Origin of the sequence: Tatumella sp. JGM91 (assembly GCF_018257575.1) — a bacterium.
In the GTDB taxonomy this organism is placed as follows: Bacteria; Pseudomonadota; Gammaproteobacteria; order Enterobacterales; family Enterobacteriaceae; genus Tatumella; species Tatumella punctata.
This window is the reverse complement of the sequence record NZ_JAERJP010000009.1, coordinates 81,641-107,718: the sequence shown is the minus strand read 5'-3', so window position 1 is coordinate 107,718 and position 26,078 is coordinate 81,641. Positions and strand designations below refer to the sequence as shown.

Here is a 26,078-nt window from a genome sequence, read left to right as displayed (position 1 = left end):
GCTAAACAGAAAAAATGAAAAAACTGTACCCGCTACTGTTGATTGCTCCGTTACTGGTGTCCTGCTCCGGCCATAAGCCTCCGGCTTTTAATGAGGACTGGGTCAAAGACACCAATGGTTTTGACATTCTGATGGGGCAGTTTGCCCACAATATTGAGAATATCTGGGGGATCAATGAGGTACTGATTGCCGGGCCCAAGGACTATGTAAAATATAGCGATAATTACTATACCCGCAGTCATATCAACTTTGAAAGCGGTAACATTACTATCGAGACCATTGCCGGTACCGATCCGATGGCCAGCCTGCGGCAGGCAATTATCACCACGTTACTGGTGGGCGAGAATCCGGGAAATGTCGATCTTTACTCGGACGCCAACGATATTAAGCTCAGCCAGCAACCTCTGTTATATGGCGAAGTGCTGGATAACACCGGTCGCTCTATCCGCTGGGAAGGCAGGGCCGCCAGTTTTGCTGACTATTTGCTGAAGAATAAACTACAGCGCCGGATGTCCGGACTGCATGTTATCTGGTCTGTCACCATCCCGATGGTGCCTAACCACCTGAACAAGCGGGCGCATAAATATCTGCCGCTGGTGCGTAAGGCTTCTGAACAATACGGTGTCGATTCATCACTGATTCTGGCGATTATGCAGATCGAGTCCAGTTTTAACCCTTATGCCGTCAGTAACTCTGATGCCCTGGGGCTGATGCAGGTAGTGCAGCATACCGCCGGGGTCGATGTGTTCCGTATGAAAGGTAAATGGGGCAAGCCGAGCCGGGGGTATCTGCTGGACCCGGCAAATAATATTGATGCCGGGACTGCCTATTTATCGTTACTGCAAAATACTTATCTGTCAGGGATTAATAACCCGGTATCACGGCGTTACGCCGTAATCACCGCTTATAATGGCGGTGCAGGCAGTGTGTTACGGATCTTTTCGGCCAGTAAAGATCGTGCTTTCACGATTATCAATGGAATGTCGCCGGATCAGGTTTACCAGACTCTGGTCACTAATCACCCGGCGATGGAGTCACGCCGCTATCTGTATAAAGTGAATAACGCCCAGCGCGGTTACTACCGTTATTAAGCGGGTTGCCGGTGGCAGATTCGCCGCCACCGGCAGTCTCAGGCTGTTTTCAGCTATTTTCAGCCAACAGCACCCAGCCATACAGACGCTGAATATTGTCTGCATCCTCACGCATATATACCCCCTGTAATTCAGGTGAGAATCCCGGTAACAGGTTTATCCCGGCCTCCAGTGCCAGGAAATAGCGTTGCACCGCCCCGCCCCACTGCTCTCCGGGGACAACACAGAGTACCCCTGGCGGGTAAGGTAATGCCCCTTCTGCGGCAATCCTGCCTTCAGCGTCGGCCAGTGCGACCAGTTCCGCTTCACCACGCAAATACCGATGATGGGCATGCTGTGCATTCATTCTGACAACCGGCAGGCTTTGCTGACGGAACATCGCTTTCTGTAAATCTTTAACCTGCCAGCTGACACAGAGATCATGCATTTCCTGGCATAATTGCCGCAGAGTATATCCCTGATAACGCTGCTGATATTTACGATAAACCGTCGGCAGGACATCTTCCAGTAAGGCATCCTGCTGAACATGTTGCTCAAACTGCACCAGCATCTCTGTCAGGTGAGCCATTTTCCCGGCACTTTCTGCCGGAGTCAGCAGAAACAGTATCGAGTTCAGGTCACATTTTTCCGGCACAATGCCGTTTTCCCGCAGATAATGGGCCAGGATAGTGGCCGGAATACCGAAATCACTGTATTCCCCGCTGGCAGCATTAATGCCCGGTGTCGTCAGCAGCAATTTACAAGGATCGACCAGATACTGCCCTTCAGCATAACCGGCAAAACCATGCCAGCTGGCCTCAGGTTCAAAACTGAAATAGCGACGATCAGCAGCCAGTGTTTCAGTGGCAATCGTTTCCCAGCGCTGGCCGTCGACCTTTTCCGGCAGAAAAGGTTTGATCATCCGGCAGCGTGACAGGATCTCTTTACGTGCCTCAATCCCCAGCCTGACACATTCCTGCCATAGCCGGCGCCCGGCCTGACCCTGATGCATTCTGGCGTTGACATCCAGTGCCGCGAACAGCGGATAAAACGGGCTGGTCGACGCATGCAGCATAAACGCATTATTTAACCGCTTATGAGGACAGAAGCGTCGCTGACCACGGATATGGTTATCCTTTTTATGGATCTGTGATGTCTGTGAAAACCCTGCCAGCTGTTTATGTACCGACTGGGTGACAAAGATCCCCGGATCATTTTCATTCAGTTCCAGCAGTAAAGGCGAAACGTCGGCCATCATCGGAATAAACTGTTCATAGCCCAGCCAGGCAGAATCAAACAGGATGTAATCACATAAATGACCAATTTTATCCACCACCTGACGGGCGTTATAGACAGTACCGTCATAGGTGCCCAGCTGAATAATCGCCAGCCGGAAAGGTCTCTCCGCCTGCGCCCGCTGTGGTGCCACCTGCTGCAATTGCTTACGCAGGTAATCTTCATCGAAACAGCGGGCATCAATTCCGCCAATAAAACCAAACGGGTTGCGCGCCGCTTCCAGATAGACGGGAGTTGCTCCGGCCTGAATCAGTGCCCCGTGATGGTTGGATTTATGGTTATTACGATCGAATAACACTAAATCACCGGGCGTCAGTAACGCATTAGTGACCACTTTATTGGCGCTGGAAGTACCGTTCAGTACAAAGTAGGTTTTATCTGCATTAAACACCCTGGCGGCAAACTTCTGGGCATCTTTGGCCGACCCTTCATGGATTAACAGATCCCCCAGCCGGACATCCGCATTACACATATCTGAGCGGAAAATATTTTCTCCGAAAAAATCATAAAACTGCCGCCCGGCAGGGTGCTTACGGAAAAATTCACCGCCCTGATGGCCGGGACAGGCAAAAGTACTGTTCTTCATCTCAACATAACGGGTCAGGGTATCGAAGAAAGGCGGCAGTAAAGTCTGCTGGTATTCGCTGGCAGCCTGCTCCAGGGCCATATGCCCTTCTTCATCGGGCTGATATTCCCTGTATTCTGTCCGGTCGCTGATCTGCGGCGCTAATTCACCACCGACAAATACCGGTAAGTTAAACCCGCTGCGTTCCAGCAACGAAAGCAGTGCCTTACTGGCATCCGTGCTGCTCAGCACTACCGCAGCAACATCAGTAAAGTCAGTATCTTCCAGTGCCACCAGCGGACGAGCGGAAACAATTACCGGAATCAGCGCGGCACTGGCCGCAATTTTCATAGGAGTCATAACACAAATCCCCAAAGGTCAAGGATGAGTGGGTGCACAAAGGCACAGCATGGGGACATATCCCCGGCGAATAATGTCAGATATCGGGCTGAGAACAGGGTTCAGTTCAGGGTGATAGACATCAGTAAAATCAGAACCGTTTCTGTTTTTACTCATATCCAGCAGGCAGCCACTGGCAGGCGTCACCGAATGGTAAAGAACAGAGGTTTCCGGCAGGCACCCTTTATCCCGGCAACACAGTGTGTGCGGGTGATAAGATTACGAGCAGAACAGGCAGTAATGTTCACCGTAATATCCTCACGGGGCAGTCGATGGTGGCATAAAATAAACGGCGATTATCATGTCACCTTTCCCCGGCCCAGGCAAGCAACAATATTCAACATCACCAGACAATAAAAACACAAAATATTGATAATAAAGAAGTAAAATAAACAACAGGAAATAAAAAGACATATTTTTTGACTTTATATTCACTGACAGCTGATTTCCTCAGTACCGGCTAAAAAGCCTGATGATACCTCTGGTAGCAGGTATCCGTATCCTGAACCTTGTGCCTGTAAACCATATATTGCGGTAAAAATGGGCTATACCGTCCGGTAAGGACGTTGTTTTGATACGGGGAGATATCTGAAGGTCTGCTCCTCACTCTTCGCAGACTCAGACCCGTACAATCGTCCTGCACAGTGAGTCACTGCTATAAAACTGAGACCGATAATCACACCATTCCTGATCGTATAGTCGATAGCAATAGTGATCACACCGAATAGAATCAGCAACCTGTTTGCCAGGGTAACAGTATCTCCTCAATGGCATCCGCTCCCGGCACTGAACAGATATTCATAAAAGGATTTCGTTTTCCTGTAAATGGCCTGATTTCTATCGATCAGCGGGACTGATATGCTGCATTATGTATTTCACAGCTTATCCGCCAGGCTTTCTTTGCCAGGGCGTATACCGTTATCCGGGGGAAATATGTTTCAGGCAATAGTGATCGATAAGGATGAGCAAGGGTATCGGACGACCCTGAGTCAGTTACAGGAAGCACAATTACCACCGGAGACGGTGTTGCTGAAGGTTTTATTTTCCGGCCTTAATTACAAAGATGCTCTGGCGATAGTTAACCGGGCACCGATTGTCCGTCAGTTTCCGATGGTCCCGGGTATCGATTTTACCGGTGAAGTCATCTCCAGCCAGCATCCCCGCTGGCAACCCGGCGATGTAGCGATACTGACAGGCTGGGGAGCGGGTGAACATCACTGGGGCGGTCTGGCAGAAAAGGCCGCCGTCAATGGTGACTGGCTGGTGCCGCTACCCGCTCCTCTGGATCCTGTCAGTGCTATGGCGATCGGTACTGCGGGGCTGACGGCTATGCTGTGTGTGATGGCACTGGAAAAGCACGGCATCACCCCGCAACAGGGAGAGGTACTGGTCACCGGTGCCTGCGGTGGCGTCGGCAGTATTGCCGTCTGGCTGCTGTCGCGGGCCGGTTACCGGGTTATTGCCAGCAGCGGCCGGGCGGAAGAAAGCGACTATCTGATCAATACACTCGGTGCCGGGCGGATTATTATGCGGGATACTCTGAATACACAGGGTAAACCTCTGGCAAAAGAGCAATGGGTTGCAGCGATCGATACGGTTGGCAGCTATACGTTAAGTAATGTTCTGGCCGCCACCGCCAGAAACGGTGTAGTCGCGGCCTGTGGCATGGCCCAGGGCCTTGACCTTCCTGCCAGTGTTGCCCCCTTTATTTTGCGGGGGATAACTCTGACGGGTGTCGACAGTGTTATGTGCCCGCTGGCGGTACGGCAACAAGCATGGCAACGGCTGGCGGCCGTCTATGACCATAACAGTTTCGAGAAAATGACCCGAATCATCCCGCTGGCGGCCGCTATCGGCGGGGCCGATGACCTACTTTATGGCCGGGTCCGTGGCCGGCTGGTCGTCGACTGCCGGCCGGAAACGCGGCAGTCAGGTTCAGAATAAATGAATAACTGGCCGCAAAAGGCGGGATAATCAGTGTCCGCACTGACAGCCGGTGAATATCACGTTGTTTAACTGCGCTCTATTCGTCTGGCAGCATCATCCAGAGCATCGATTATTGCATACAGCGTTTCCGTGGATAAAGACGGTTCCGCAAGCCGTGTGTGCAGAGCCATTTTCAGGTTATGGACTGCCCGCTCGATTTGCGGAATGTTGCGGTTCCTGCCGACAATTGCCAGCATTTTCAGACGGGCCGAGATTTCTTCTAATTGTGCTGCACCATCGGTCAGTAACTGCTGCCCGTAACCTGTCAGCTGGTAACTTTTACGCCCCGCGCCGGGATGTTGCGGGACGATGGCATCCATTTCTTCCAGCAACATCAGTGCCGGATAAATAATCCCCGGGCTGGGGGTATATTCTCCGCGGGCCAGATTTTCGACGGCTTTAATCAGTTCATATCCATGGGCCGGTTGCTGCTGTAAAAAACTGAGTATCAGTAACCGGATATCTGCAGCATCCAGAATTTTTTCACGCCGGCGACGCTGGAGTAAACCGGATTTAGCAATATTCATGGTAACGGTATCCTTTTCCCCTGCCGGCTGTCAGCAGAGGCTATTATCAGCTTTTGCGGTGCCAGTAAGCCACAGCCCGTACCAGGCCAGGATGGCACTGGCGTTGTTCAGTCAGATAGTCACTGAGTTGTTTTACCGACTCACCTTCACCGGTCAGCCAGATAAAATAATCATCTTCCGGCAGCGGCAATGACCCCAGTTTCTGCCGGCAAAGTTCAAGAGTCCGGGGGCTGATCGCCGGACCGCCAAAACAGGTCAGTTCACTACTGGCTGGTAGTTCCGGCAGATAACTGTTTACCAGCTGCTGATCGGCAAAGGCCAGCAGAAAGAGTTGTTCAGCCGTGGTTTCGGCTAAGCGCCGCTGCACTGCCGGCATTCCGGTTTCATCAAATACCAGTACCTGTACCCGGTAATCCACGGGAATAATCATCGACCCGCGAGGTCCGCCGATTGCCAGCTGGTCACCTGCGGTTGCCTGCTCAGCCCACTGGCTGGCGACACCGCTTTCGTGACGATAAAAATCGAGGGTCAGGCTGGATTTCCCGTCGAAATACAGCGGGGTATAGTCACGGGAGACCGGACGTTCTCCGTCTGGCCAGACTATCCCTTCATCACTGACCTCCGGTAATAACAGCGCTCCGGTTTGCGGGTCGGGGAAGAAAATTTTGCTATGGTCATCAAAGCCTGGCGAATGATAACCGGCCAGTTGCTGGCCGCAAAATGTAATACGCCAGAACTTTCCGGCAATCAGTTGTTTACTCTGTACGGTTATCTGACGAAAACGCAGTTCATTTCTGACCCGTTTTGGCAGAGCGCGCCCTGAAGATAATAATGCAGACATAAAAGATCCCCGCGTAGCTATTTTCCGTTGGTGCCTTTCCGGCAACGGCATGGTTAATGATTCTCATTTGAGATTATATAATCTATCTATGATATATCTTAAGCGCAAGGAAAATACCCTTCAGTCAGGAAAGCCACGGCCCTTCGGGGGATAAATAAATTAAATATTCTTTTAAAATTAATGCGTAATAAACAAACACCCCGGCAACAGATCGCATTTTATGTCTTTTTTCCCGCAGGCCGTTGATCAGGGCGTATCATCCGGCGTCTGGCGTTCAAAATTGTCGCGGTTTTGCTGTATTCGCTGAACATTGTCTTCCAGCCAGTCAGCAAGACCAACCACCTTCTGTTCCGCTTCATGTCCGAGCGGCGTCAGCCAGTACTCAACATGCGGGGGGACCACATCATAAGCTTTACGGGTAATAAAACCATCCTGCTCCATATTACGTAAAGTCTGCGCCAGCATACGTTCACTGACCCCGCCAATTTTTCTGCGCAATTCACTAAAACGTAATACATCCTGTTTAAGTGCCAGCAATACCAGCACACTCCAGCGGCTGGTTATCCTTTTCAGCATATCCCGGGAAGGGCAATTCGAATTCAGTAATTCACCACGCATATATTTCTGATGCAGGTTGTTTGACATTTTCCAGACTAACCTTTTTGTAAGTACTTACTAAAAGTAAGCTTAGCTTTTATAGTACCCATATGTCGCCGTATTTATTAAAAAGAGAGGCTATTATGATCGCTATTACCGGAGCTACCGGCCAGCTGGGCCGGAAAATTATCCACCAGCTACTGAAAACACTGCCTGCCAGTGAACTGATTGCCCTGGTACGGGGTCCTGCGGCCGCTGCGCCACAGTTACCGGCCGGTATCACCCTGCGTGAAGCAGATTACAACCGCGCGGAAACTCTGGCACCGGCATTAAAAGGCGCGGAAAAACTGCTGTTTATCTCTTCCAGCGAAATAGGTCAGCGTGAAGTTCAGCACGGAGCGGTGATTGATGCAGCAAAACAGGCCGGAGTAAAATTTATCGCCTATACCAGCCTGCTGCATGCCGATAGTTCTCCTCTGGGGCTGGCGGCAGAGCACCGGGCGACAGAAGCGCTTCTCGCCCGCTCGGGGATCGATTACGCCCTGCTACGCAACGGCTGGTATAGCGAGAACTATGCAGCCAGTATTGCCCCCGCCCTCAGCCATCACGCCTTTATTGGTGCTGCCGGTGAAGGAAAAATATCTTCAGCTTCACGCCAGGATTATGCCGAGGCTGCCGCGAAGGTTATTACTGACGATAATCAGGCAGGAAAAGTCTATGAGCTGGCCGGTGATGAGAGCTGGACGCTGCAACAGTTCAGTGCAGAAATTGCCCGTCAGAGTGGTGTGGCCGTAGAGTATGTGAACCTGACGGCGGATGCGTTTGCGGCGGCACTGAAACAAGCCGGCCTGCCGGATGCACTGGCTGATCTGCTGGCTGATTCTGATGCCGGGGCCGCGCAGGGTGGTCTGTTTGATGACAGTCATACACTGAGCACGCTGATTGGCCGTCCTGCCACGCCTTTCCGGCAGACCATTAGCGACACCCTGAAATAACCACCACCCTCAAAAAAAACCGCCCTGTATCAGCAGGGCGGGGTTTCATCGCAATATTCAGTCTCTGTCTCTGACAGGCGAATTAATTGCCGGTTTTCTCTGCGATTGATTTTTTGGCATCTGCCGCAGCATCTTTGGTTTTATTCCATGCTTTGGTTGCGCCTTCTTCGGTACTATTGACGGCTTTATGAGTCGTCTCTTTGGTTTTATTCCAGCCTTTCTCAGTACCTTCTTTAGTGTGATTCCAGGCCTTTTGAGATTTTTCTTTCAGGGCATCGCTTTTGCTGTTGCCGCCATTTTTCAGTTTATTAACCGTCTGCTGGTTTTTTTCCTGCAGGCGGTGTTCTGCTTTGTGGGCAGCTTCAGTGGTACGGTTGGTTGCCTGCTCTGCCGTCTCAGACGTTTTGTTCTTCAGTTGCTGCGTCTGCTCCTGCAGTTGCTGGCTGGTTGTTTCTGCAAATACATGCGCTGTGAAGAAAGTCATAGAAATTGCTACAGCAGTTAATGTCTTTTTCATCATGGTTTTCCTTGTTTTTGCTTGTGAATTAAACCTAGCAGCCAATAATCTCTCTGGCAAGGCATCCACTTACAATACGGAATTCTCTTACACATTAAGCCGATAAATAGCTATTAATCTGGCTTTTTATCAATTTTTGTCAAAAACAGTCAATTGTTCTCCACAGATACCGACAGGCACTGACGGATAAACTGGCGACCCGCGATGCCGCGAATCCCCGATAACTAATAACATCAACTTATCTTTATCCGTCCTGAGGAGAATTTTTGCCGTACCAACAAAAGATGCATTTGATTTGCATCAATGTGCTGTTTGCGGTGCCGTCGTAGAGTCAGCGTTCAATAATTGCGGTGAGGCCATAATGAGTAATATCAGACTCTGTGTGATTGGTAACGGGATGGTGGGCCATCGGTTTATTGAAGAGTTAATCGACAAAAATCCCGCCGGTAATTTTGAGATAACGGTTTTCTGTGAAGAACCCCGCGTAGCTTATGACCGTGTTCACCTCTCCTCTTATTTCTCACACCACACAGCAGAAGATTTATCACTGGTTCGTGAAGGCTTTTATCAGAAATACCAGATCAGAGTACTGATCGGAGAGAGGGCCTTAACTGTCGACCGGCAGCGCAGAGAAGTCAGTTCCGGTCAGGGGCGTATTGTCGGTTATGACAAACTGATTATCGCCACCGGCTCACGACCATGGATCCCGCCGATTAAAGGCAGTGATACCCCTGATTGTTTTGTTTACCGGACCATAGAAGATCTTAACGCCATCGAAGCCTGTGCATTACGCAGCAAGCGTGGTGCCGTTATCGGTGGCGGGCTGCTTGGCCTTGAGGCCGCCGGGGCCTTAAAAAACCTCGGGACCGAAACACATGTTATAGAATTCGCGCCAGTACTGATGGCGGAACAGATTGATCCTATGGGCGGCGAGCTGTTACGTAAAAAGATAGAACGGCTCGGCGTGACAGTGCATACGGGTAAAAATACCCGACAGATTGTCCAGCAGGGAGAGCAGGCACGAAAAACCCTGTTGTTTGCTGATGACACTCAGCTGGAAGTCGATTTTATTGTATTTTCTACCGGCATCCGTCCTCAGGACAGTCTTGCCAGACAATGCGGGCTGGCTGTCGCCGAAAAAGGCGGTATCCTGATTAATGACCACTGCCAGACCAGTGATCCTGATATTTATGCCATCGGCGAATGTGCCTGCTGGAATACACATGTCTACGGGCTGGTAGCCCCCGGTTATAAAATGGCACGGGTGGCTGCTGAGCATTTAACCGGTCATCCGGCGGTCTTCAGTGGTGCGGATATGAGTGCCAAACTGAAATTACTCGGCGTGGATGTTGGCGGGATCGGCGATGCGCACGGCAGAACAGTGGGCAGCCAGAGTTTTGTCTATCTTGATGAGATAAAAGAAGTCTATAAACGGCTGATTGTCAGCGAAGACTGCCGCCATTTACTGGGTGCTGTGCTGGTCGGAGATACCTCCGACTACAGTAATTTGTTACAACTGATGCTGAATGATATCGAACTGCCGGAGAACCCCGGTCAGTTGATCCTTCCGCCGGCCACTGGCGGAGATACTCCGGCGATGGGCGTTGATAAATTGCCCGACAGCGCACAAATCTGCTCCTGTTTCGATGTTACCAAAGGTGCCCTGATTAAAGCCATTGAACAGGGTTGCCATACGGTCGCGGCGCTGAAAGCCGCCACCAAAGCAGGTACCGGCTGCGGAGGCTGTGTCCCGCTGCTAACCCGGGTATTGAATAGCGAACTGTCACGCCAGGGTATTGAAATTAATAATCACCTGTGCGAACACTTCCCCTACTCCCGCCAGGAGTTATTTCATTTGATTCGGGTCGGTCAGATAACCACTTTTGACGGCTTGCTGAGCAAGTATGGTCGCGGTTACGGCTGTGAGGTATGTAAACCCGTGATTGCCAGCCTGCTGGCTTCCGCCTGGAATGACTATATTCTGCAACCAGAGTTAGTTCCGTTACAGGACTCCAACGATAATTTCCTCGCAAATATACAGAAAGATGGCACTTATTCGGTTATCCCGCGGACTGCAGGCGGAGAAATCACACCACGGCAATTACAGGTTCTGGGCGATATTGCCAGTGAGTTCAGGTTATATACCAAAATTACCGGTTCACAGCGTATCGCCCTGTTCGGGGTGCAGCAAGACGATTTGCCGGCGATCTGGACACAGCTGATCGCCGCAGGCTTCGAAAGTGGCCATGCTTATGCCAAAGCGCTGCGTATGGCGAAAACCTGTGTCGGTAGCCGCTGGTGCCGTTTCGGTGTCGGTGACAGTACCTCGCTCGGTGTGATGCTGGAGAACCGTTATAAAGGCATCCGTACCCCGCATAAAATGAAATTCGGGGTATCTGGCTGTACCCGTGAATGTGCAGAGGCCCAGAGTAAAGATGTCGGCGTTATTGCCACCGAAAAAGGATGGAACCTGTATGTGTGCGGTAATGGCGGGATGAAACCACGCCATGCCGATTTACTGGCCGCCGACCTGGATCAACAGACACTGGTCCGCTATATCGACCGGTTTATGATGTTCTATCTGCGTACTGCCGATAAATTGCAACGTACCTCGGTCTGGCTGGAAAACCTGCAGGGCGGGATCGGCTATCTGAAAAAAGTAATTATTAATGATGAACTGAATATTGCTGAGCAGTCTGAGGCGGATCTGCAGTTACTGAGAGACCGTTTCAACTGTGAATGGAAAGAAACACTGCGCCGGCCAGAGGCACAGCTACGTTTCCATCACTTCGTCAACAGTGCCCGGCGGGACATGCTGGTACAAATGGTGCCGGAGGGACAACAGCATCGGCCAGCGACCGTCAGTGAACGTATTCCCGTTGTTATTCAGGAGGAACAGCCATGAGTTGCTGGACTAACATATGTCAGCTGGATGATATCCTGCCGGCGACCGGAGTCTGTGCACTGTTAAATGACCAGCAAATTGCCCTGTTCCGTCCCTCAGCAGACCCGCAGGTCTTTGCTATCAGTAATATCGACCCTTTTTTCGGGGCCAGTGTACTGAGCAGAGGGATTATCGCAGAGCATGAAAGGGAGTTATGGGTCGCCAGTCCGCTGAAAAAACAGCATTTTCGTCTGCGGGATGGCTGGTGTCTGGAAGATGAAAATTACTCAGTGGCAGCCTACCCTGTCAGAGTTGAACAGGGGGTCGTCCAGTTACAGCCTTGTGGCACCGTGGCAGCCGGCCACGGAGTACTGGCCGGGTAACGGGCGATGCACCTTTCCCTGGTATGCCATCTCCGCCAGCGTCTCTGCCTGGTCGCCGGAGGAAATCACCTCGCAGAAACCAGAGTGCATCAGTTACTGCAGGCCGGTGCGGATATTTTAGTCTGTGCCTCTGAGCTTACTCCCGGGCTGTCGGCTCTGGCAGAGCAACAGCAGATCCGCTGGAATCAGGGCCGTTATCACTCCGGTCTGCTTAAGGGCTGCTGGCTGGTGGTCGCGACCACCAGCGATCAAACACTGAATAACCAAATCAGCCGCGAAACCAATAGCGCGCAGATATTCTGCGAAATCAGCCAGCAACAGGGATCATCCGCCGTCCTGCAGACAACGGCAACGGTACTTCCGCCGGAAATGAATATACCGTCACCGGGGGCCGGAGAAGTTGCCCTGGTCGGTGCCGGCCCCGGAGATGCCGGATTACTGACACTTAAAGCCCTGTCCTGTCTGCAACAGGCTGATGTGGTACTGGCTGACCGCCTGGTTTCTGACGATATCCGGGCATTAATCTGCCCGGCGACAGAATATATCAGTGTCGGAAAACAGTGTGGCCGGCATTCCACTACCCAGCAACAGATCAATCAGTTACTGATCTCGCAGGCGCAGTCAGGAAAGCGCGTCGTGCGGTTAAAAGGCGGTGACCCGCTGATTTTTGGCCGTGGCGGAGAAGAACTCGAGGCTCTGGCTGCTGCGGGGATCCGTTTTTCGGTAGTCCCCGGCATCACCGCAGCCAGCGGATGCGCCGCATATGCCGGGATTCCCCTAACCCATCGTGATTATGCTGACAGCCTCCGCCTGATTACCGGCCATACAAAACATGCCGCCAGTCCGCCGTTCCTGTCGGGTATTTCGCCGTCGCAGACCACTGTTTTTTATATGGGATTACAACAGGCCGGTGATATTTATCAGCAACTGACCGCAGCCGGAGTCAGTGATCAGACGCCGGTTGCCGTCATCGGGAAGGGCACCCGCAGAGAGCAAAAGGTCAGTGTCGGGATCCTCCATGAGTTACAACAATTATGTAAAGATGCAGCCAGCCCGGCACTTATTATTGTCGGCGAGGTTGTCCGTTTACAGCATTCACTTAACTGGTTTTCTGCCGGGCAGAATTTAATTTAAATTAACAAACAAAATAACATATTAATTTAATTAAACATTTACTCTTTAAATTTATTTCCTGCCAATACGTTACTCAATAGTGAACAGTAAATAGTGAATAGTGAATAAAGTCGTAAAAAAATATATTTATTCACTGATGGTTCCTGAACAAAACCTGTCCGGGATCAATCAGTACCTGCTGAAAGTCAGGATAAAATCCGTCATGTAATAAAAGCGATAACAAAATATATCCTCAGATAACAATGATAATTATTAACTACTTATATTTAAACCATTAATTAACTCGGTCATTACCTGAAACCGGTAATTTCATCCACCTTCAACACTGGACCTGGCTATGTCGTTAACCAACCAACGTTCCGGGCTTTTACAGCAATGGGAACCTGAAAACCCTCAGTTCTGGGAGCAGTACGGAAAGAAAATAGCGCAACGTAACCTGTGGATTTCGGTCTTTGCCTTATTACTTTCTTTCTGTGTCTGGATGTTATTCAGTGCGGTATCCATTAATCTGAATAAAGCCGGTTTTAATTTTACTACTGACCAGCTTTTCATGTTAACAGCACTGCCTGCATTATCCGGGGCCATTCTGCGGGTACCCTACTCTTTTATGGTGCCATTAATCGGTGGACGTAAATGGACCGCAATTTCCACCATCATCCTGGTGATCCCCTGCATCTGGTTAGGATTGGCTGTGCAGGATACGACCACCGGTTATTCAACCTTTATTGTTATCTCTCTGCTGTGCGGCTTTGCCGGGGCTAACTTTGCGTCGAGCATGGGCAACATCAGTTTTTTCTTCCCGAAAACCCGTCAGGGCAGCGCGCTGGGGATTAATGGCGGGCTTGGTAACCTGGGTGTCAGTGTTATGCAGCTGGTCGCGCCGCTGGTTCTGGTTGTACCGTTATTCAGCCTGCTCGGTACCCACGGAGTACAGCAGACTGACGGTAGTGTCCTTTTTCTGGCGAATGCGGCCCTGTTCTGGGTCCCGCTGTTGATCCTCGCAACCCTCGCCGCATGGTTCGGGATGAATGATGTTCCGGGTACTCAGATGTCGGTACGGCAGCAATTACCGGTACTGAAACGCGGTCATATGTGGTTGCTCAGCCTGTTATATCTGACCACCTTTGGTTCTTTTATTGGCTTCTCTGCGGGGTTTGCCATGCTGGCAAAAACCCAGTTCCCGGGGATTGATATCCTGAAACTGGCATTTTTTGGCCCCTTTATCGGTGCCCTGGCCCGTTCCTTCGGCGGGATGATTTCCGATAAGTTTGGTGGTGTACGGGTAACACTGATCAATTATGTTTTTATGGTTATATTCTGCGGCTTACTGTTCCTTACCCTGCCAGACACTACCCCGGGCTCAGGCAATTTCACGGCTTTCTACGCTGTATTTATGGGGTTGTTCCTGACCGCCGGACTAGGCAGTGGTTCCACTTTCCAGATGATTGCGGTGATCTTCCGTCAGCTGACTATCAGCAAATCGCTCAAAGAAGGTGCCAGTCAGCCAGAAGCACAACAGATGGCCGTGACTGAAACTGCCTCCGCGCTGGGCTTTATCTCTGCGATTGGTGCCTTTGGCGGGTTCTTTATTCCCAAGGCGTTCGGCACCTCCCTGGACCTGACTGGCTCTCCGGTAGGGGCAATGAAAATCTTTCTGGTCTTTTACATTATCTGTCTGCTGGTTACCGGACTGGTATACGGCCGTAAAAAACCGGCGAAAGGATAATTGCGGAGCTCCGGCCTGCCGCCAGATCAACCACCGAATACCTGACAGAGTGATGGCAGAAATACGGTTTCTGCACGGAGAAAAAAATGAGTAAATTACTGGATAAACTCCGCTATTTTAAGCAAAAGGGCAGCACCTTTTCCGACGGCCACGGACAGGAAATGGACAGCAACCGTGACTGGGAAGACGGCTATCGCCAGCGCTGGCAGCATGACAAAATTGTCCGTTCCACCCACGGCGTAAACTGTACCGGTTCCTGTAGCTGGAAAATTTATGTCAAAAACGGGCTGGTCACCTGGGAAACCCAGCAAACAGACTATCCGCGGACACGCCCTGATTTACCTAACCATGAACCCCGCGGATGTCCGCGGGGTGCCAGTTACTCATGGTATATCTACAGCGCCAACCGGCTAAAATACCCGCTGGTGCGTAAACAGCTTATCCGGTTATGGCGGGAAGCACTGCAGCAATTCAGTGACCCGGTAGAAGCCTGGGACAGTATTGTCCGTGATGAGAAGAAAGCAACCAGCTATAAACAAGCCCGCGGTAAAGGCGGCTTTGTCCGTTCTGACTGGAACGAACTGAACCAGTTGATTGCCGCCGCGAATATCTGGACAGTAAAAAACTATGGCCCTGACCGGGTTGCCGGATTTTCGCCTATTCCGGCCATGTCGATGGTCTCCTATGCGGCGGGTACCCGTTATCTGTCACTGATGGGCGGAACCTGCCTGAGTTTTTATGACTGGTATTGTGATCTGCCTCCGGCATCCCCGATGACCTGGGGAGAGCAGACAGATGTTCCGGAATCTGCTGACTGGTACAACTCGGCGTATATTATCGCCTGGGGGTCCAACGTGCCTCAGACCAGAACCCCGGACGCACACTTTTTTACCGAGGTCCGGTATAAAGGCACTAAAACTGTTGCTATAACCCCTGATTATGCAGAAGTGGCTAAACTCAGTGACCACTGGCTGGCACCTAAGCAGGGTACTGATGCCGCACTGGCAATGGCTATGGGCCATGTGATCCTTAAAGAATTCCACCTCGATAACCCCAGCGATTACTTTATTAATTACTGCCGCCGTTATACAGATATGCCGATGCTGGTGATGCTGGAAGAGACCGATAAAGGTTATTACAGCGCCGGACGCCTGCTGCGTGCAGCCGATCTGGTGGATAATCTCGGCGAAAGTAATAATCCGGACTGGAAAACCGTGGCTTTTGACAGCGATGGTCAGCTGGTGGTGCCGAACGGCTCTGCCGGTTTCCGCTGGGGGCAAAAGGGGAAATGGAACCTGGAAGCCCGCGCGGCAGGCCAGCAAACAGAATTACGTCTCAGCCTGGCCGAGGGTTACGATCAACTGGCAGAGGTGGCCTTCCCCTATTTTGGCGGTCAGCCATCCCCTTATTTCCGCCATGTCGAACAGTCACCGGTACTGGTGCATAAACTGCCGGTCAGAGAGATTAGTCTGGCGGACGGCCGCCGTGCCAAAGTGGTCAGTGTTTATGACCTGACGCTGGCCAATTACGGTGTCGGCCGGGGGTTCGACGATAGTAATACCGCGGGCAGTTATGATGAAGTAAAAGCCTACTCACCGGCCTGGGCAGAGCAAATTTGCGGGGTGCCCCGTCAGCAGATTATTCGTATTGCCCGCGAGTTTGCCGATACTGCTCACAAAACCCATGGGCGTTCGATGATTATCGTCGGCGCAGGAATGAACCACTGGTATCACATGGATATGAATTACCGTGGTTTAATCAATATGCTGATTTTCTGCGGCTGTGTCGGACAAACCGGTGGCGGCTGGGCCCATTATGTCGGTCAGGAAAAACTGCGGCCGCAAACCGGCTGGCAGCCGCTGGCATTCGCCCTGGACTGGGCTCGTCCGCCACGCCATATGAACAGTACTTCATTTTTCTATAATCACTCTTCTCAGTGGCGTTACGAAAAATTATCGGTCAAAGAGTTGCTGTCTCCGCTGGCAAACCCTCAGGATTTCGCTGGTCAGCTGATCGATTTCAACGTCCGTGCCGAACGTATGGGCTGGCTGCCTTCTTCGCCACAACTTAATACTAACCCGCTGACGATTGCCGCTAAGGCAAAAGAGTCCGGACTTTCCCCGGCGGATTACACGGCCAAAGCGTTACAGCAAGGGGAATTACGCTTTGCCAGCGAACAACCGGATAACGGTAACAACCACCCGCGCAACCTGTTTGTCTGGCGCTCAAATCTGCTGGGTTCTTCGGCGAAAGGCCATGAATATATGCTGCGCTATCTGCTGGGGATCGAGAGCGGTATTCAGGGAAGTGAAACCGTTGCAGATCCGGAGATGTCCCCGCAAGAAGTCGACTGGCAGACACCGGCACGGGAAGGGAAACTGGACCTGCTGGTCACTCTCGATTTCAGAATGTCCAGCACCTGTCTGTTCTCAGATATCGTATTACCTACCGCGACCTGGTATGAAAAAGACGATATGAATACCTCGGATATGCATCCGTTTATTCATCCGTTATCTGCTGCCATTGACCCCGTCTGGGAGTCACGCAGTGACTGGGAAATTTATAAAGATATCGCCAAAACCTTTTCAGCCCTTTGTCCGGGTCACCTCGGCGTGGAAAATGATGTGGTGCTATTGCCTGTTCAGCATGACTCTCCGGCAGAAATTGCTCAGCCTTATGACGTGAAACAATGGCATAAAGGGGAATGTGAACTGCAACCGGGCAAAACAGCCCCGCATATCATGCTGGTTGAACGTGATTACCCTGCCCTCAGCGAACGTTTTATGTCAATCGGGCCGTTGATGGAAAAACTGGGCAACGGAGGCAAAGGCATCAGCTGGAACACCGATAAAGAGATCCATCTGCTGCGTCAGCTTAACCATACTCATACCCGCGGAGCAGGCAAAGGTCAGCCACAGCTGAATTCGGCGATTGATGCTGCCGAAATGATCCTGACTCTGGCCCCGGAAACCAATGGGCAGGTGGCAGTAAAAGCATGGCAGGCCCTCGGTGAAATTACCGGCCGGGACCATACCCACCTTGCCCTGCCAAAACAGGAAGAAAAAATCCGCTTCCGCGACATTCAGGCACAGCCCCGTAAAATTATTTCCAGCCCGACATGGTCAGGACTGGAAGATGAACATGTTTCCTACAACGCCTGTTATACCAATGTTCATGAGTTAATTCCGTGGCGGACGCTGACCGGACGTCAGCAGCTTTACCAGGACCATCCGTGGATGCGGGGCTTCGGTGAAAGCCTGGTCAGTTACCGGCCACCGGTCAATACCCGCAGCGTCGAGCAAATGAGTCATATTCCGTCCAATGGTTACCCGGAGAAAATACTCAATTTCCTGACGCCACACCAGAAATGGGGCATTCACTCAACTTATAGTGAAAACCTGCTGATGCTGACACTGTCGCGTGGCGGGCCAATTGTCTGGATGAGTGAAGATGATGCCAGAGAAATGGGTATCGCTGATAACGACTGGATTGAGGCGTTTAACAGCAACGGTGCACTGACTGCAAGGGCGGTCGTCAGTCAGCGGGTACCTGCGGGTATGACCATGATGTATCACGCCCAGGAACGTATCACCAATATTCCCGGCTCTGAAGTCACCGGTATGCGTGGCGGGATCCATAACTCAGTGACCCGTATCAGTCCCAAACCCACCCATATGATTGGTGGCTATGTGCATCAAAGCTACGGATTCAATTATTACGGTACCGTCGGTTCTAACCGTGATGAATTTATCATTGTCCGCAAAATGAAAAATATTCTCTGGCTGGATGACGAAGGCCGGGATCAGGTCCAGGAGGCTCAAAAATGAAAATACGTTCCCAGGTAGGCATGGTGCTTAACCTCGATAAATGTATTGGCTGTCATACCTGTTCTGTGACCTGTAAAAATGTCTGGACCAGCCGTGAAGGCATGGAATATGCCTGGTTTAATAATGTCGAAAGTAAACCGGGGATCGGTTACCCCGCGGCCTGGGAAGACCAGGAAAAGTGGCAGGGCGGCTGGATACGTAAAATCAGCGGACGACTGGTGCCGCGGCTGGGTAATAAAGCCGGGGTACTGAGCAAGATTTTTGCTAACCCGGTGGTGCCGGGTATTGATGATTACTACGAACCTTTTACCTTTGATTATCAGCACCTGCACAACGCGCCTTCCGGCAAACATCAGCCGACCGCCCGTCCCCGCTCGCTGATCAGCGGAGAGCGTATGGATAAGATCACTTCCGGGCCTAACTGGGAAGAGATCCTTGGCGGGGAATTTGAAAAACGTTCAGCGGATCAGAACTTCGCGCGGATGGAAAAACAGATTTACGGCCAGTTTGAACATACCTTTATGATGTATATGCCCCGGCTGTGCGAGCACTGTCTGAACCCTGCCTGTGTGGCGACCTGTCCGAGCGGTGCAATTTATAAACGTGAAGAAGACGGCATTGTTCTTATCGATCAGGACCGCTGTCGTGGCTGGCGTTTATGTATCAGTGGCTGCCCGTATAAAAAAATCTACTTTAACTGGAAAAGTGGCAAGTCTGAAAAATGTATTTTCTGCTATCCGCGTATCGAAGCCGGTATGCCAACCGTATGCTCGGAAACCTGTGTCGGACGGATCCGTTATCTGGGTGTATTACTCTATGATGCCGACAAGATCCTCGACGCCGCCAGCACAGAGAGCGATCAGGATCTTTATCAGCGACAAACAGAGGTTTTCCTCGACCCCAATGATCCACAGGTGATCCGCGAAGCCCTGCAACAGGGGATCCCGCAGAATGTACTGGATGCTGCCCGCCACTCACCGGTCTGGAAACTGGCAATGGACTGGAAGCTGGCGTTACCTCTGCATCCTGAATATCGCACCCTGCCAATGGTCTGGTATGTGCCGCCATTATCCCCGATTCAGTCCGCTGTCGAGGCCGGTGCTCTCAGTTCAGAAGCAGTCTTACCTGCTGTTGAAGAGCTGCGTATCCCGCTGCAGTATCTCGCTAATATGCTGACCGCAGGCGATACCGGGCCGGTACTGTCGGCACTGAAACGGATGATGGCAATGCGTCATTTCAAACGCGCACAAACCGTAGAAGGTAAAACAGATACCAGCGCACTGGATGCCGTGGGGCTGACCGCTGAACAGGCCGAAGATATGTACCGTTATCTGGCAATTGCCAACTACGAAGACCGGTTTGTGGTGCCTTCCGGACACCGTGAGCTGGCCGGTGATGCTTTCCCTGAACGTAACGGCTGTGGTTTCAGCTTTGGTGATGGCTGTCATGGCAGCGACAGCCGTTTTAATTTGTTTAATAGCCGCCGGATTGATGCCATCAATGTGTCGGGTAAAACAGGAGATCAGTAATGTCACCTCTGAAACTGATCGCAGTCATGCTCGAGTATCCTTCTCAGGAATTATGGGATGCTGCAGACGAAATTTTGCCGCTGATCGAAGCTGAATGTCCGCAGTTACTGGCCTTCGCCGCTTGTTACCTGCAGGCCCCCCTGTTGGACCGGCAGCAGGAATGGTGCGAAACCTTTGATCGCGGTCGTGCCACCTCAATGCTGATGTTTGAACATGTGCATGCCGAATCCCGCGATCGTGGCCAGGCAATGGTCGATTTGCTGGCACAGTATCAGGCAGCCGGGCTGGAAGCCGGTTGCCGTGAGCTGCCCGACTATCTGCCGGTGTATCTGGAATATCTGTCACTCTGTTCCGCAGAAGACAGCCGTCAGGGATTACTGGATGTCGCCGAAATTCTGGCATTACTCGGCGGCCGTCTGGCACAACGTGGCAGTGACTACCGGTTGTTGTTTGACCAGCTGTTAATGCTGGCAGACAGCCCGTTACGCAGCCACAGCGTGCTGGACAAAATCGCCGGAGAGTCACGCGATGATACGCCACAGGCAATGGATGCAATCTGGGAGGAAGAACAGGTGAAATTTATAGCAGATCCGGCATGTAAAAATGCAGCGGAACAACAATACCGGCAACGCTTTCGCCAGCAGGTCACACCACAATATCTGGATCTCTCTGCAGGAGGTGGCAAATGATCAGCTGGCTGAATACTTTTTTATTTGATCTCTATCCGTACCTGTGTGGTGCCGTTTTCTTAGCCGGTAGTTGGTTACGCTACGACTACGGCCAATATAGCTGGCGGGCGTCTTCCAGCCAGATGCTGGATAAAAAAGGCATGACGCTGGCATCAAACTTGTTTCATATCGGCATTCTCGGCATTTTCTTCGGTCACCTGTTTGGTTTACTGACCCCGCACTGGGTATATGAACCATTTTTATCCATTGCCGCTAAACAAAAAATAGCCATGATGGCCGGGGGCATTTTCGGTATTATGACCGTTGCCGGGGGGGCATTACTGCTGAAACGACGGTTGTATAATCCGCGGATCCGCGCCACTTCTACACGGGCCGATATTCTGATCCTCAGTTTACTGCTGATTCAGGCCTGCCTCGGTCTGATTACCATCCTGTTTTCTGCCCGTCACCCCGATGGTTCAGAGATGATGAAACTGGTTGGCTGGGCCCAGTCTGTTTTGACTTTCAGGGGCAATTCAGCCGCCTTACTGGAAGGTGTGGATATGATTTACCGGGTACACCTGGTACTGGGGATGACACTGTTTTTACTGTTCCCCTTTACCCGGTTGGTACATATCTGGAGTGCGCCGGTCGAATATATTACCCGCCGCTATCAGCTGGTTCGTTCACGCCGCTGAAAATGATGGCAGCGGCATCTTCTGCCGCTGCCCTTGCAGATAATTTATACTGTATCACCAAAAAATAACTGGTATCCCAGGTCAATGCCGCTTGTCTGTTCCGCTAAACGGCCCTGCTTACCCGCCAGTCTGTCCATCAGTAATTCCGTCGCCAGCTGGCCCATCCGGAAACGTGGTGTAATAACACTGGCCAGTTTTTGCTGGTTAGCCTGTCCGATATCCAGCCCGTGAAACCCGGCCACCGCCATCTGTCGGGGAACCGCTATCTGACGGGCCTGACATTCCAGTAATACCCCCATAGCCAGATCATCATTGGTACAGAAAATGGTGTCTGTCTGCGGATACTGCTGCATAATTTTGCGGAACATTCGCTGGCCGAGAGCCATCGACGATATTTCTTTCGGCACAATATGCCTGCCGGTCAGCCCGGCCCCCGTTAACTCCATCTCTACTCCCCGGTAGCGGCAAATATCGCGGGGATCATCCATCGCGCCGAGAAAAACAATCTGTCGCCGGCCTCGGGCAATCAGGTGACGGGTCATTTCTCTGGCAGCCTGAAGGTTATCAAACCCCACCTGTATATCCAGAGCGTCATGACTGATTTCCATTAACTCAGCCACAGGGACTCCCGATGTCCTGATACTGTTTATCGCCGACTGAGTATGCTGCCTGCCGGTCAGGATGAGGGCATCAATATGGTATGACAGCAGTGTAATGATTTTTTGCTGGCCGATCAGCGGATCATAGTTATCACTGGCAATGATGGTCTGATAGTTATACTGCGTGGCAACCTGCTGAATACCATCCAGCACATCGGAAAAGAGTTGATTACGGAATGAGGGAATAATAACCCCGAGTGTCCGGCTGCGGGCCCCGGATAAAATATCAGGTAAGCGGTTAGGGATATAGTCATGCCGGCGCATCACAGCATCAATGGCCTGCCTGCTGCGTTCTGAGACCATTTCCGGGTCACGCATATAACGACTGACAGTCATTTTCGTCAGCCCTGCAAGGCTGGCGATATCCTGTAACGACATCCTGCTTTTCTTCATTCCTGTTCCTGTTTAGTCCGAATTATCAGCCAGTATCAGTGTGCCTGATGGTATCCGCAGTAAAAAAACCAGTCCGACGGCCACCAGCAAAGTGATTGCCATAAAAGTATATGATGCTCCCGGCCCGCCGCTGATACCGTTCAGATATCCCACCAGCCATGCGCCAAGAAAAGCCCCTGCCGCCCCGCAGCCGTTGATCAGACCGATGGATATTCCGGCAACATTTTTCGGCAATAACTCGGGGATCAAGGCAAAAAAGGGACCGTAAGGGGCATACATGCAGGCCGCTGCCAGCACCAGCAGACTATAAGATAGCCGGAAAGAATAACTGCCCAGCCACCAGGAACCAAAAAACGTTACAGAGGCAATCAGTAATAATGGCCAGATAAATCGCCGGCGTAATCCTGACTTATCCGATAACCAGGAAACCACCAGCATAGTAATAATCGCCGCCAGATAAGGGGCTGCTGACAGCCAGCCGGTCTGTACAATATCAATAACCGCGACCATCCGCAGAATGGAAGGCATCCACATCATAAAACCATAGACACCGATACTCCAGAAAGCATGCAACAGACAAAGTATCACTACATTACGCGATCTCAGTGCCCGCGAGAGATTGCGCATCGGCTGGATCTGTTGCTGCTCTTCGGCCAGTGCCCGGTTCAATGCCTGTTTTTCATCGTCATTCAGCCAGCAGACCTGTTCAGGTTTGTCGCGAACTATCTGCCACCAGACGACGGCCCAGACCAGTGCCGGAACTCCCTCCAGAATAAACATCTGTCGCCAGCCAAAAGCATTGATCAGATATCCGGAAACTATCGACATCCATAACACCGTCACCGGGTTACCCAGTACCAGCAGCGTATTCGCCCGTGAACGCTCTCTGCGGGTAAACCAGTTGCTGATATAAATCAGCATTGCAGGCATAACTGCTGCCTCTGCCCCTCCCAGAATAAACCGGATAATCATCAGCGCCGGTATATCACTCACCAGCCCGGAGGCTGTCGCACACAGCCCCCACAGCAACAGACTGGCAAATACCAGTTTTCGGGCACTGCGCCTGACAGCGTAAATCGTCCCCGGCACCTGAAAAAAAAGATACCCGAGGAAAAACAATGCGCCAATCAGAGAAGATGTACCGGGGCTGATACCTAAGTCCCTTTCGATCCCGGAGGCTGCCGCGAATCCGTAATTTGCCCGATCAAGACAGGCCAGACTGTAGGTTATAAAAATAACCGGCATTAAATACCACCACCGTTTTACCGGCAATTGGCGGGGTGTATTCATCGGAGAGGATCCTGTGTACTGGCGGGGGCAGGGCAAATAACATGCCGGGCAAGCCAAATAATTATCTGCCCGGTCAGTACGCTATACGGAAGCGAGCATTCCGCCATCCACAAATAAAATATGACCGTTAACAAAATCAGAAGCAGGTGCTGACAGGAATACCACCGCCCCTTTCAGCTCTTCCGGTTTACCCCAGCGCGCTGCGGGTGTACGGTGACACAACCAGTCAGAGAACTGCTTATCATTGACCAGCGCTGCCGTCATCTCCGAATCAAAATAGCCGGGGGCAATCCCATTGACCTGAATATTATGCCGGGCGAGTTCAACACACATTCCTTTAGTCAGCATTTTCACCGCCCCTTTAGAGGCCGCATAAGGCGTAATATTATCACGGCCTAATTCACTCTGCATCGAACAGATATTAATAATTTTACCGCGTTTCCGTTCGATCATTTTCCTTGCAACTTGCTGAGAAACAATGAAAACAGACTTCTGATTAACTTCAATAATCCGATTCCATTCTTCAACCGGAAATTCAGTAAAAGGTGCCCGATGCTGGATTCCGGCATTATTTACCAGGATATCCAGCGGCCCGGTTTCTGTTTCAATAGTGGCAATAGCTTGCGCCACAGCAGCAGGATCAGTCACATCAAAAGCACAGGCACTGGCCCGGATCCCGTCAGCCCGTAAATCTGCTACCGCCTTTTCACAGCGCTGCGGGTCGCGGCCGTTAATAATAACCGAGGCACCGTGTTCACCCAGTCCGCGGGCCATCAGCAGCCCCAGCCCCTGAGTTGAGCCGGTGATCAGAGCACGCTTACCGGTTAAATCGAATAAATTATTCATCAGATGACCTCATTTTATGAACTGTTACGCGTAACTTTACCTTCGACCTTTGTCAGGGTAAAAGAGTCTGCCAGACCTTTATCGGGCTTTATTTGTAATCTGTGATCTTTGTCGGATTTATTCGCGGCTCCGGTTTACGGCCTTCTCTGCCACTAAACATTTAACCGTCAGCCTTTTTATCCGGCAGAGAGATCCGGCCGGAATCCGTTGGAGCCTGAACCTATGCACCTGTGCCCTCTGGCCAGAGAATGACAAAGATGAATCTGTAAAATGACAAATATTCCCGGGGAAACTACTGTTTATTTGTCCCCCCTTCTATTTAAAAAACCGGAAAGTTTATTTTCATAACTGCTCACTAAAACTGTAATATTCTTATTTTTTGATAATTGACAATAGCTCTATGGAACAGAGCATAAATAACTGACATAATCTGTCGATATTATTCTCAACCGAAGAGTTAATATCAATTAACACAACATACAGTGAGTCTCACTGGCATAATAATGCCCTTTCCCTGCTGCCCTGCCAGGTGACCTTCACCATGGAAAGTAAAATATAAAACTCACTTAAAATCAACCTGACAAATTAAATGTGGTGCTATATGAATAACAAGGAAGTCATTCGTTCCATTGCAATTATAGATACCTGTAATTATACCTGCATTGCGATTAAATCCATATGCCGTTACATTTCAGATAATATATCTATTCATAAATTTTCATCCGTTGAAGAACTGCTTAATCACCCTTCAGCCAACAGCTTTGATTTCATATTTTATGATACCCTGACGACACGTTCGATTGTCATCGATCCGGAAAACGATATTATTCGGATGAAAAAAATGAATCCGGAATGTAAAGTTTGCCTGCTCTCGGTTTTGCATCAGTTTATGAGTATAAAAAATGCAGATTTTGAACTGGATAAACGTCTGTCCCTCGACGATTTTAGCTTTTTCATTCGTATCCTTTGCCGGGAAACGAACGAAAAATGTAAAAGAAATTATAGTGTTATCCTGAAAAATCGCCTGAATCTGAACAAAGAGCAAGTCTCCTTATTACGCGCCTATCTCTATAACCTGAATACCAAAAACATCGCAGAATTACTGAACTGTAACCTGCGAAAAGTCTATTTCTATCGTGAAGGCGCAATCAAAAAAGGAAGCGGGCAGCGTAATTTCTTCCGTTCTATCGGCCGCCTGATTAATCCATAATGCGCTGTCCCTGCCTGACGCAGGCATAATCTCTTTGC

At 50.9% G+C, this 26,078-nt stretch carries 20 protein-coding genes; 12 read left to right on the top strand and 8 right to left on the bottom strand.

Annotated elements, in window-relative coordinates; all coding sequences use genetic code 11:
* Window positions 1-14: 14 nt before the first annotated feature.
* Complete coding sequence (gene mltC, locus JK198_RS08100) at window positions 15-1,091, top strand: membrane-bound lytic murein transglycosylase MltC (protein WP_212708941.1); 1,077 nt, start codon at window positions 15-17, stop codon at window positions 1,089-1,091.
* 49 nt (window positions 1,092-1,140) lie between these two features.
* Here the strand turns inward: mltC and JK198_RS08095 are convergent, their stop codons facing one another.
* Window positions 1,141-3,291: an ornithine decarboxylase gene (locus JK198_RS08095; protein ID WP_212708940.1), complete on the bottom strand. Its 2,151-nt coding sequence runs from the start codon at window positions 3,289-3,291 to the stop codon at window positions 1,141-1,143.
* 972 nt (window positions 3,292-4,263) lie between these two features.
* Between JK198_RS08095 and JK198_RS08090 the strand changes: the two genes are divergently transcribed.
* Entirely contained in the window at window positions 4,264-5,274 is a 1,011-nt protein-coding gene (locus JK198_RS08090; protein WP_212708939.1) for an MDR family oxidoreductase, read from the top strand.
* Between the two features lie 68 nt (window positions 5,275-5,342).
* Here the strand turns inward: JK198_RS08090 and JK198_RS08085 are convergent, their stop codons facing one another.
* The 3 genes from JK198_RS08085 to JK198_RS08075 all read right to left on the bottom strand — a co-directional run bounded on the left by JK198_RS08085 (window position 5,343) and on the right by JK198_RS08075 (window position 7,329).
* Window positions 5,343-5,843 (bottom strand): PadR family transcriptional regulator, encoded by a 501-nt coding sequence (locus JK198_RS08085; protein ID WP_212708938.1) that lies wholly within the window; start codon window positions 5,841-5,843, stop codon window positions 5,343-5,345.
* Window positions 5,844-5,889: 46 nt separating this feature from the next.
* A complete protein-coding gene (locus tag JK198_RS08080) occupies window positions 5,890-6,684 on the bottom strand; it encodes a siderophore-interacting protein (protein WP_212710359.1) in 795 nt (264 codons plus the stop codon).
* 246 nt (window positions 6,685-6,930) lie between these two features.
* Window positions 6,931-7,329 carry a helix-turn-helix domain-containing protein gene (locus tag JK198_RS08075; protein WP_212708936.1) on the bottom strand — a complete coding sequence of 133 codons (399 nt, stop codon included), beginning with the start codon at window positions 7,327-7,329 and terminating at the stop codon, window positions 6,931-6,933.
* A 95-nt stretch (window positions 7,330-7,424) separates the two neighbouring features.
* Here JK198_RS08075 and JK198_RS08070 point away from each other — a divergent pair, with 95 nt between their 5' ends.
* Window positions 7,425-8,276, top strand: coding sequence for an SDR family oxidoreductase (locus JK198_RS08070; protein WP_212710358.1), 852 nt, complete (start codon window positions 7,425-7,427; stop codon window positions 8,274-8,276).
* An 82-nt stretch (window positions 8,277-8,358) separates the two neighbouring features.
* Here the strand turns inward: JK198_RS08070 and JK198_RS08065 are convergent, their stop codons facing one another.
* Window positions 8,359-8,862, bottom strand: coding sequence for a hypothetical protein (locus JK198_RS08065; RefSeq protein ID WP_212708934.1), 504 nt, complete (start codon window positions 8,860-8,862; stop codon window positions 8,359-8,361).
* 292 nt (window positions 8,863-9,154) lie between these two features.
* Between JK198_RS08065 and nirB the strand changes: the two genes are divergently transcribed.
* From nirB to narI, 8 genes are all read left to right on the top strand, one after another.
* Window positions 9,155-11,698 (top strand): nitrite reductase large subunit NirB, encoded by a 2,544-nt coding sequence (gene nirB, locus JK198_RS08060; RefSeq protein WP_212708933.1) that lies wholly within the window; start codon window positions 9,155-9,157, stop codon window positions 11,696-11,698.
* Window positions 11,695-12,060 carry a nitrite reductase small subunit NirD gene (gene nirD, locus JK198_RS08055; RefSeq protein WP_212708932.1) on the top strand — a complete coding sequence of 122 codons (366 nt, stop codon included), beginning with the start codon at window positions 11,695-11,697 and terminating at the stop codon, window positions 12,058-12,060. Before nirB ends, nirD begins: the two co-directional genes overlap by 4 nt.
* 6 nt (window positions 12,061-12,066) lie before the next feature.
* Window positions 12,067-13,194, top strand: a complete 1,128-nt coding sequence (cobA, locus tag JK198_RS08050) for a uroporphyrinogen-III C-methyltransferase (protein WP_212708931.1) — start codon at window positions 12,067-12,069, stop codon at window positions 13,192-13,194.
* A gap of 337 nt (window positions 13,195-13,531) precedes the next feature.
* Window positions 13,532-14,920, top strand: a complete 1,389-nt coding sequence (locus tag JK198_RS08045) for a NarK family nitrate/nitrite MFS transporter (RefSeq protein ID WP_212708930.1) — start codon at window positions 13,532-13,534, stop codon at window positions 14,918-14,920.
* Window positions 14,921-15,006: 86 nt separating this feature from the next.
* On the top strand, window positions 15,007-18,747 hold the full coding sequence (locus tag JK198_RS08040; protein WP_212708929.1) for a nitrate reductase subunit alpha: 3,741 nt from the start codon (window positions 15,007-15,009) through the stop codon (window positions 18,745-18,747).
* Window positions 18,744-20,276: a nitrate reductase subunit beta gene (gene narH, locus JK198_RS08035; RefSeq protein WP_212710357.1), complete on the top strand. Its 1,533-nt coding sequence runs from the start codon at window positions 18,744-18,746 to the stop codon at window positions 20,274-20,276. Before JK198_RS08040 ends, narH begins: the two co-directional genes overlap by 4 nt.
* On the top strand, window positions 20,276-20,965 hold the full coding sequence (gene narJ, locus JK198_RS08030) for a nitrate reductase molybdenum cofactor assembly chaperone (protein WP_212708927.1): 690 nt from the start codon (window positions 20,276-20,278) through the stop codon (window positions 20,963-20,965). Before narH ends, narJ begins: the two co-directional genes overlap by 1 nt.
* Entirely contained in the window at window positions 20,962-21,642 is a 681-nt protein-coding gene (narI, locus tag JK198_RS08025; protein ID WP_249213282.1) for a respiratory nitrate reductase subunit gamma, read from the top strand. The genes narJ and narI overlap by 4 nt, the downstream gene beginning before the upstream one ends.
* A 44-nt stretch (window positions 21,643-21,686) precedes the next feature.
* Here narI and JK198_RS08020 read toward each other — a convergent pair whose 3' ends face one another.
* The 3 genes from JK198_RS08020 to idnO form a co-directional block, all read right to left on the bottom strand.
* The gene (locus JK198_RS08020) at window positions 21,687-22,694 is read right to left on the bottom strand and encodes a substrate-binding domain-containing protein (RefSeq protein WP_212710356.1); all 1,008 of its coding nucleotides are present in this window, start codon (window positions 22,692-22,694) and stop codon (window positions 21,687-21,689) included.
* Window positions 22,695-22,706: 12 nt separating this feature from the next.
* Window positions 22,707-23,984 (bottom strand): MFS transporter, encoded by a 1,278-nt coding sequence (locus tag JK198_RS08015; RefSeq protein WP_212710355.1) that lies wholly within the window; start codon window positions 23,982-23,984, stop codon window positions 22,707-22,709.
* 81 nt (window positions 23,985-24,065) lie between these two features.
* Complete coding sequence (gene idnO, locus JK198_RS08010; RefSeq protein WP_212708923.1) at window positions 24,066-24,830, bottom strand: gluconate 5-dehydrogenase; 765 nt, start codon at window positions 24,828-24,830, stop codon at window positions 24,066-24,068.
* Between the two features lie 601 nt (window positions 24,831-25,431).
* Between idnO and JK198_RS08005 the strand changes: the two genes are divergently transcribed.
* Complete coding sequence (locus tag JK198_RS08005; protein ID WP_212708922.1) at window positions 25,432-26,040, top strand: hypothetical protein; 609 nt, start codon at window positions 25,432-25,434, stop codon at window positions 26,038-26,040.
* Window positions 26,041-26,078: the final 38 nt, after the last annotated feature.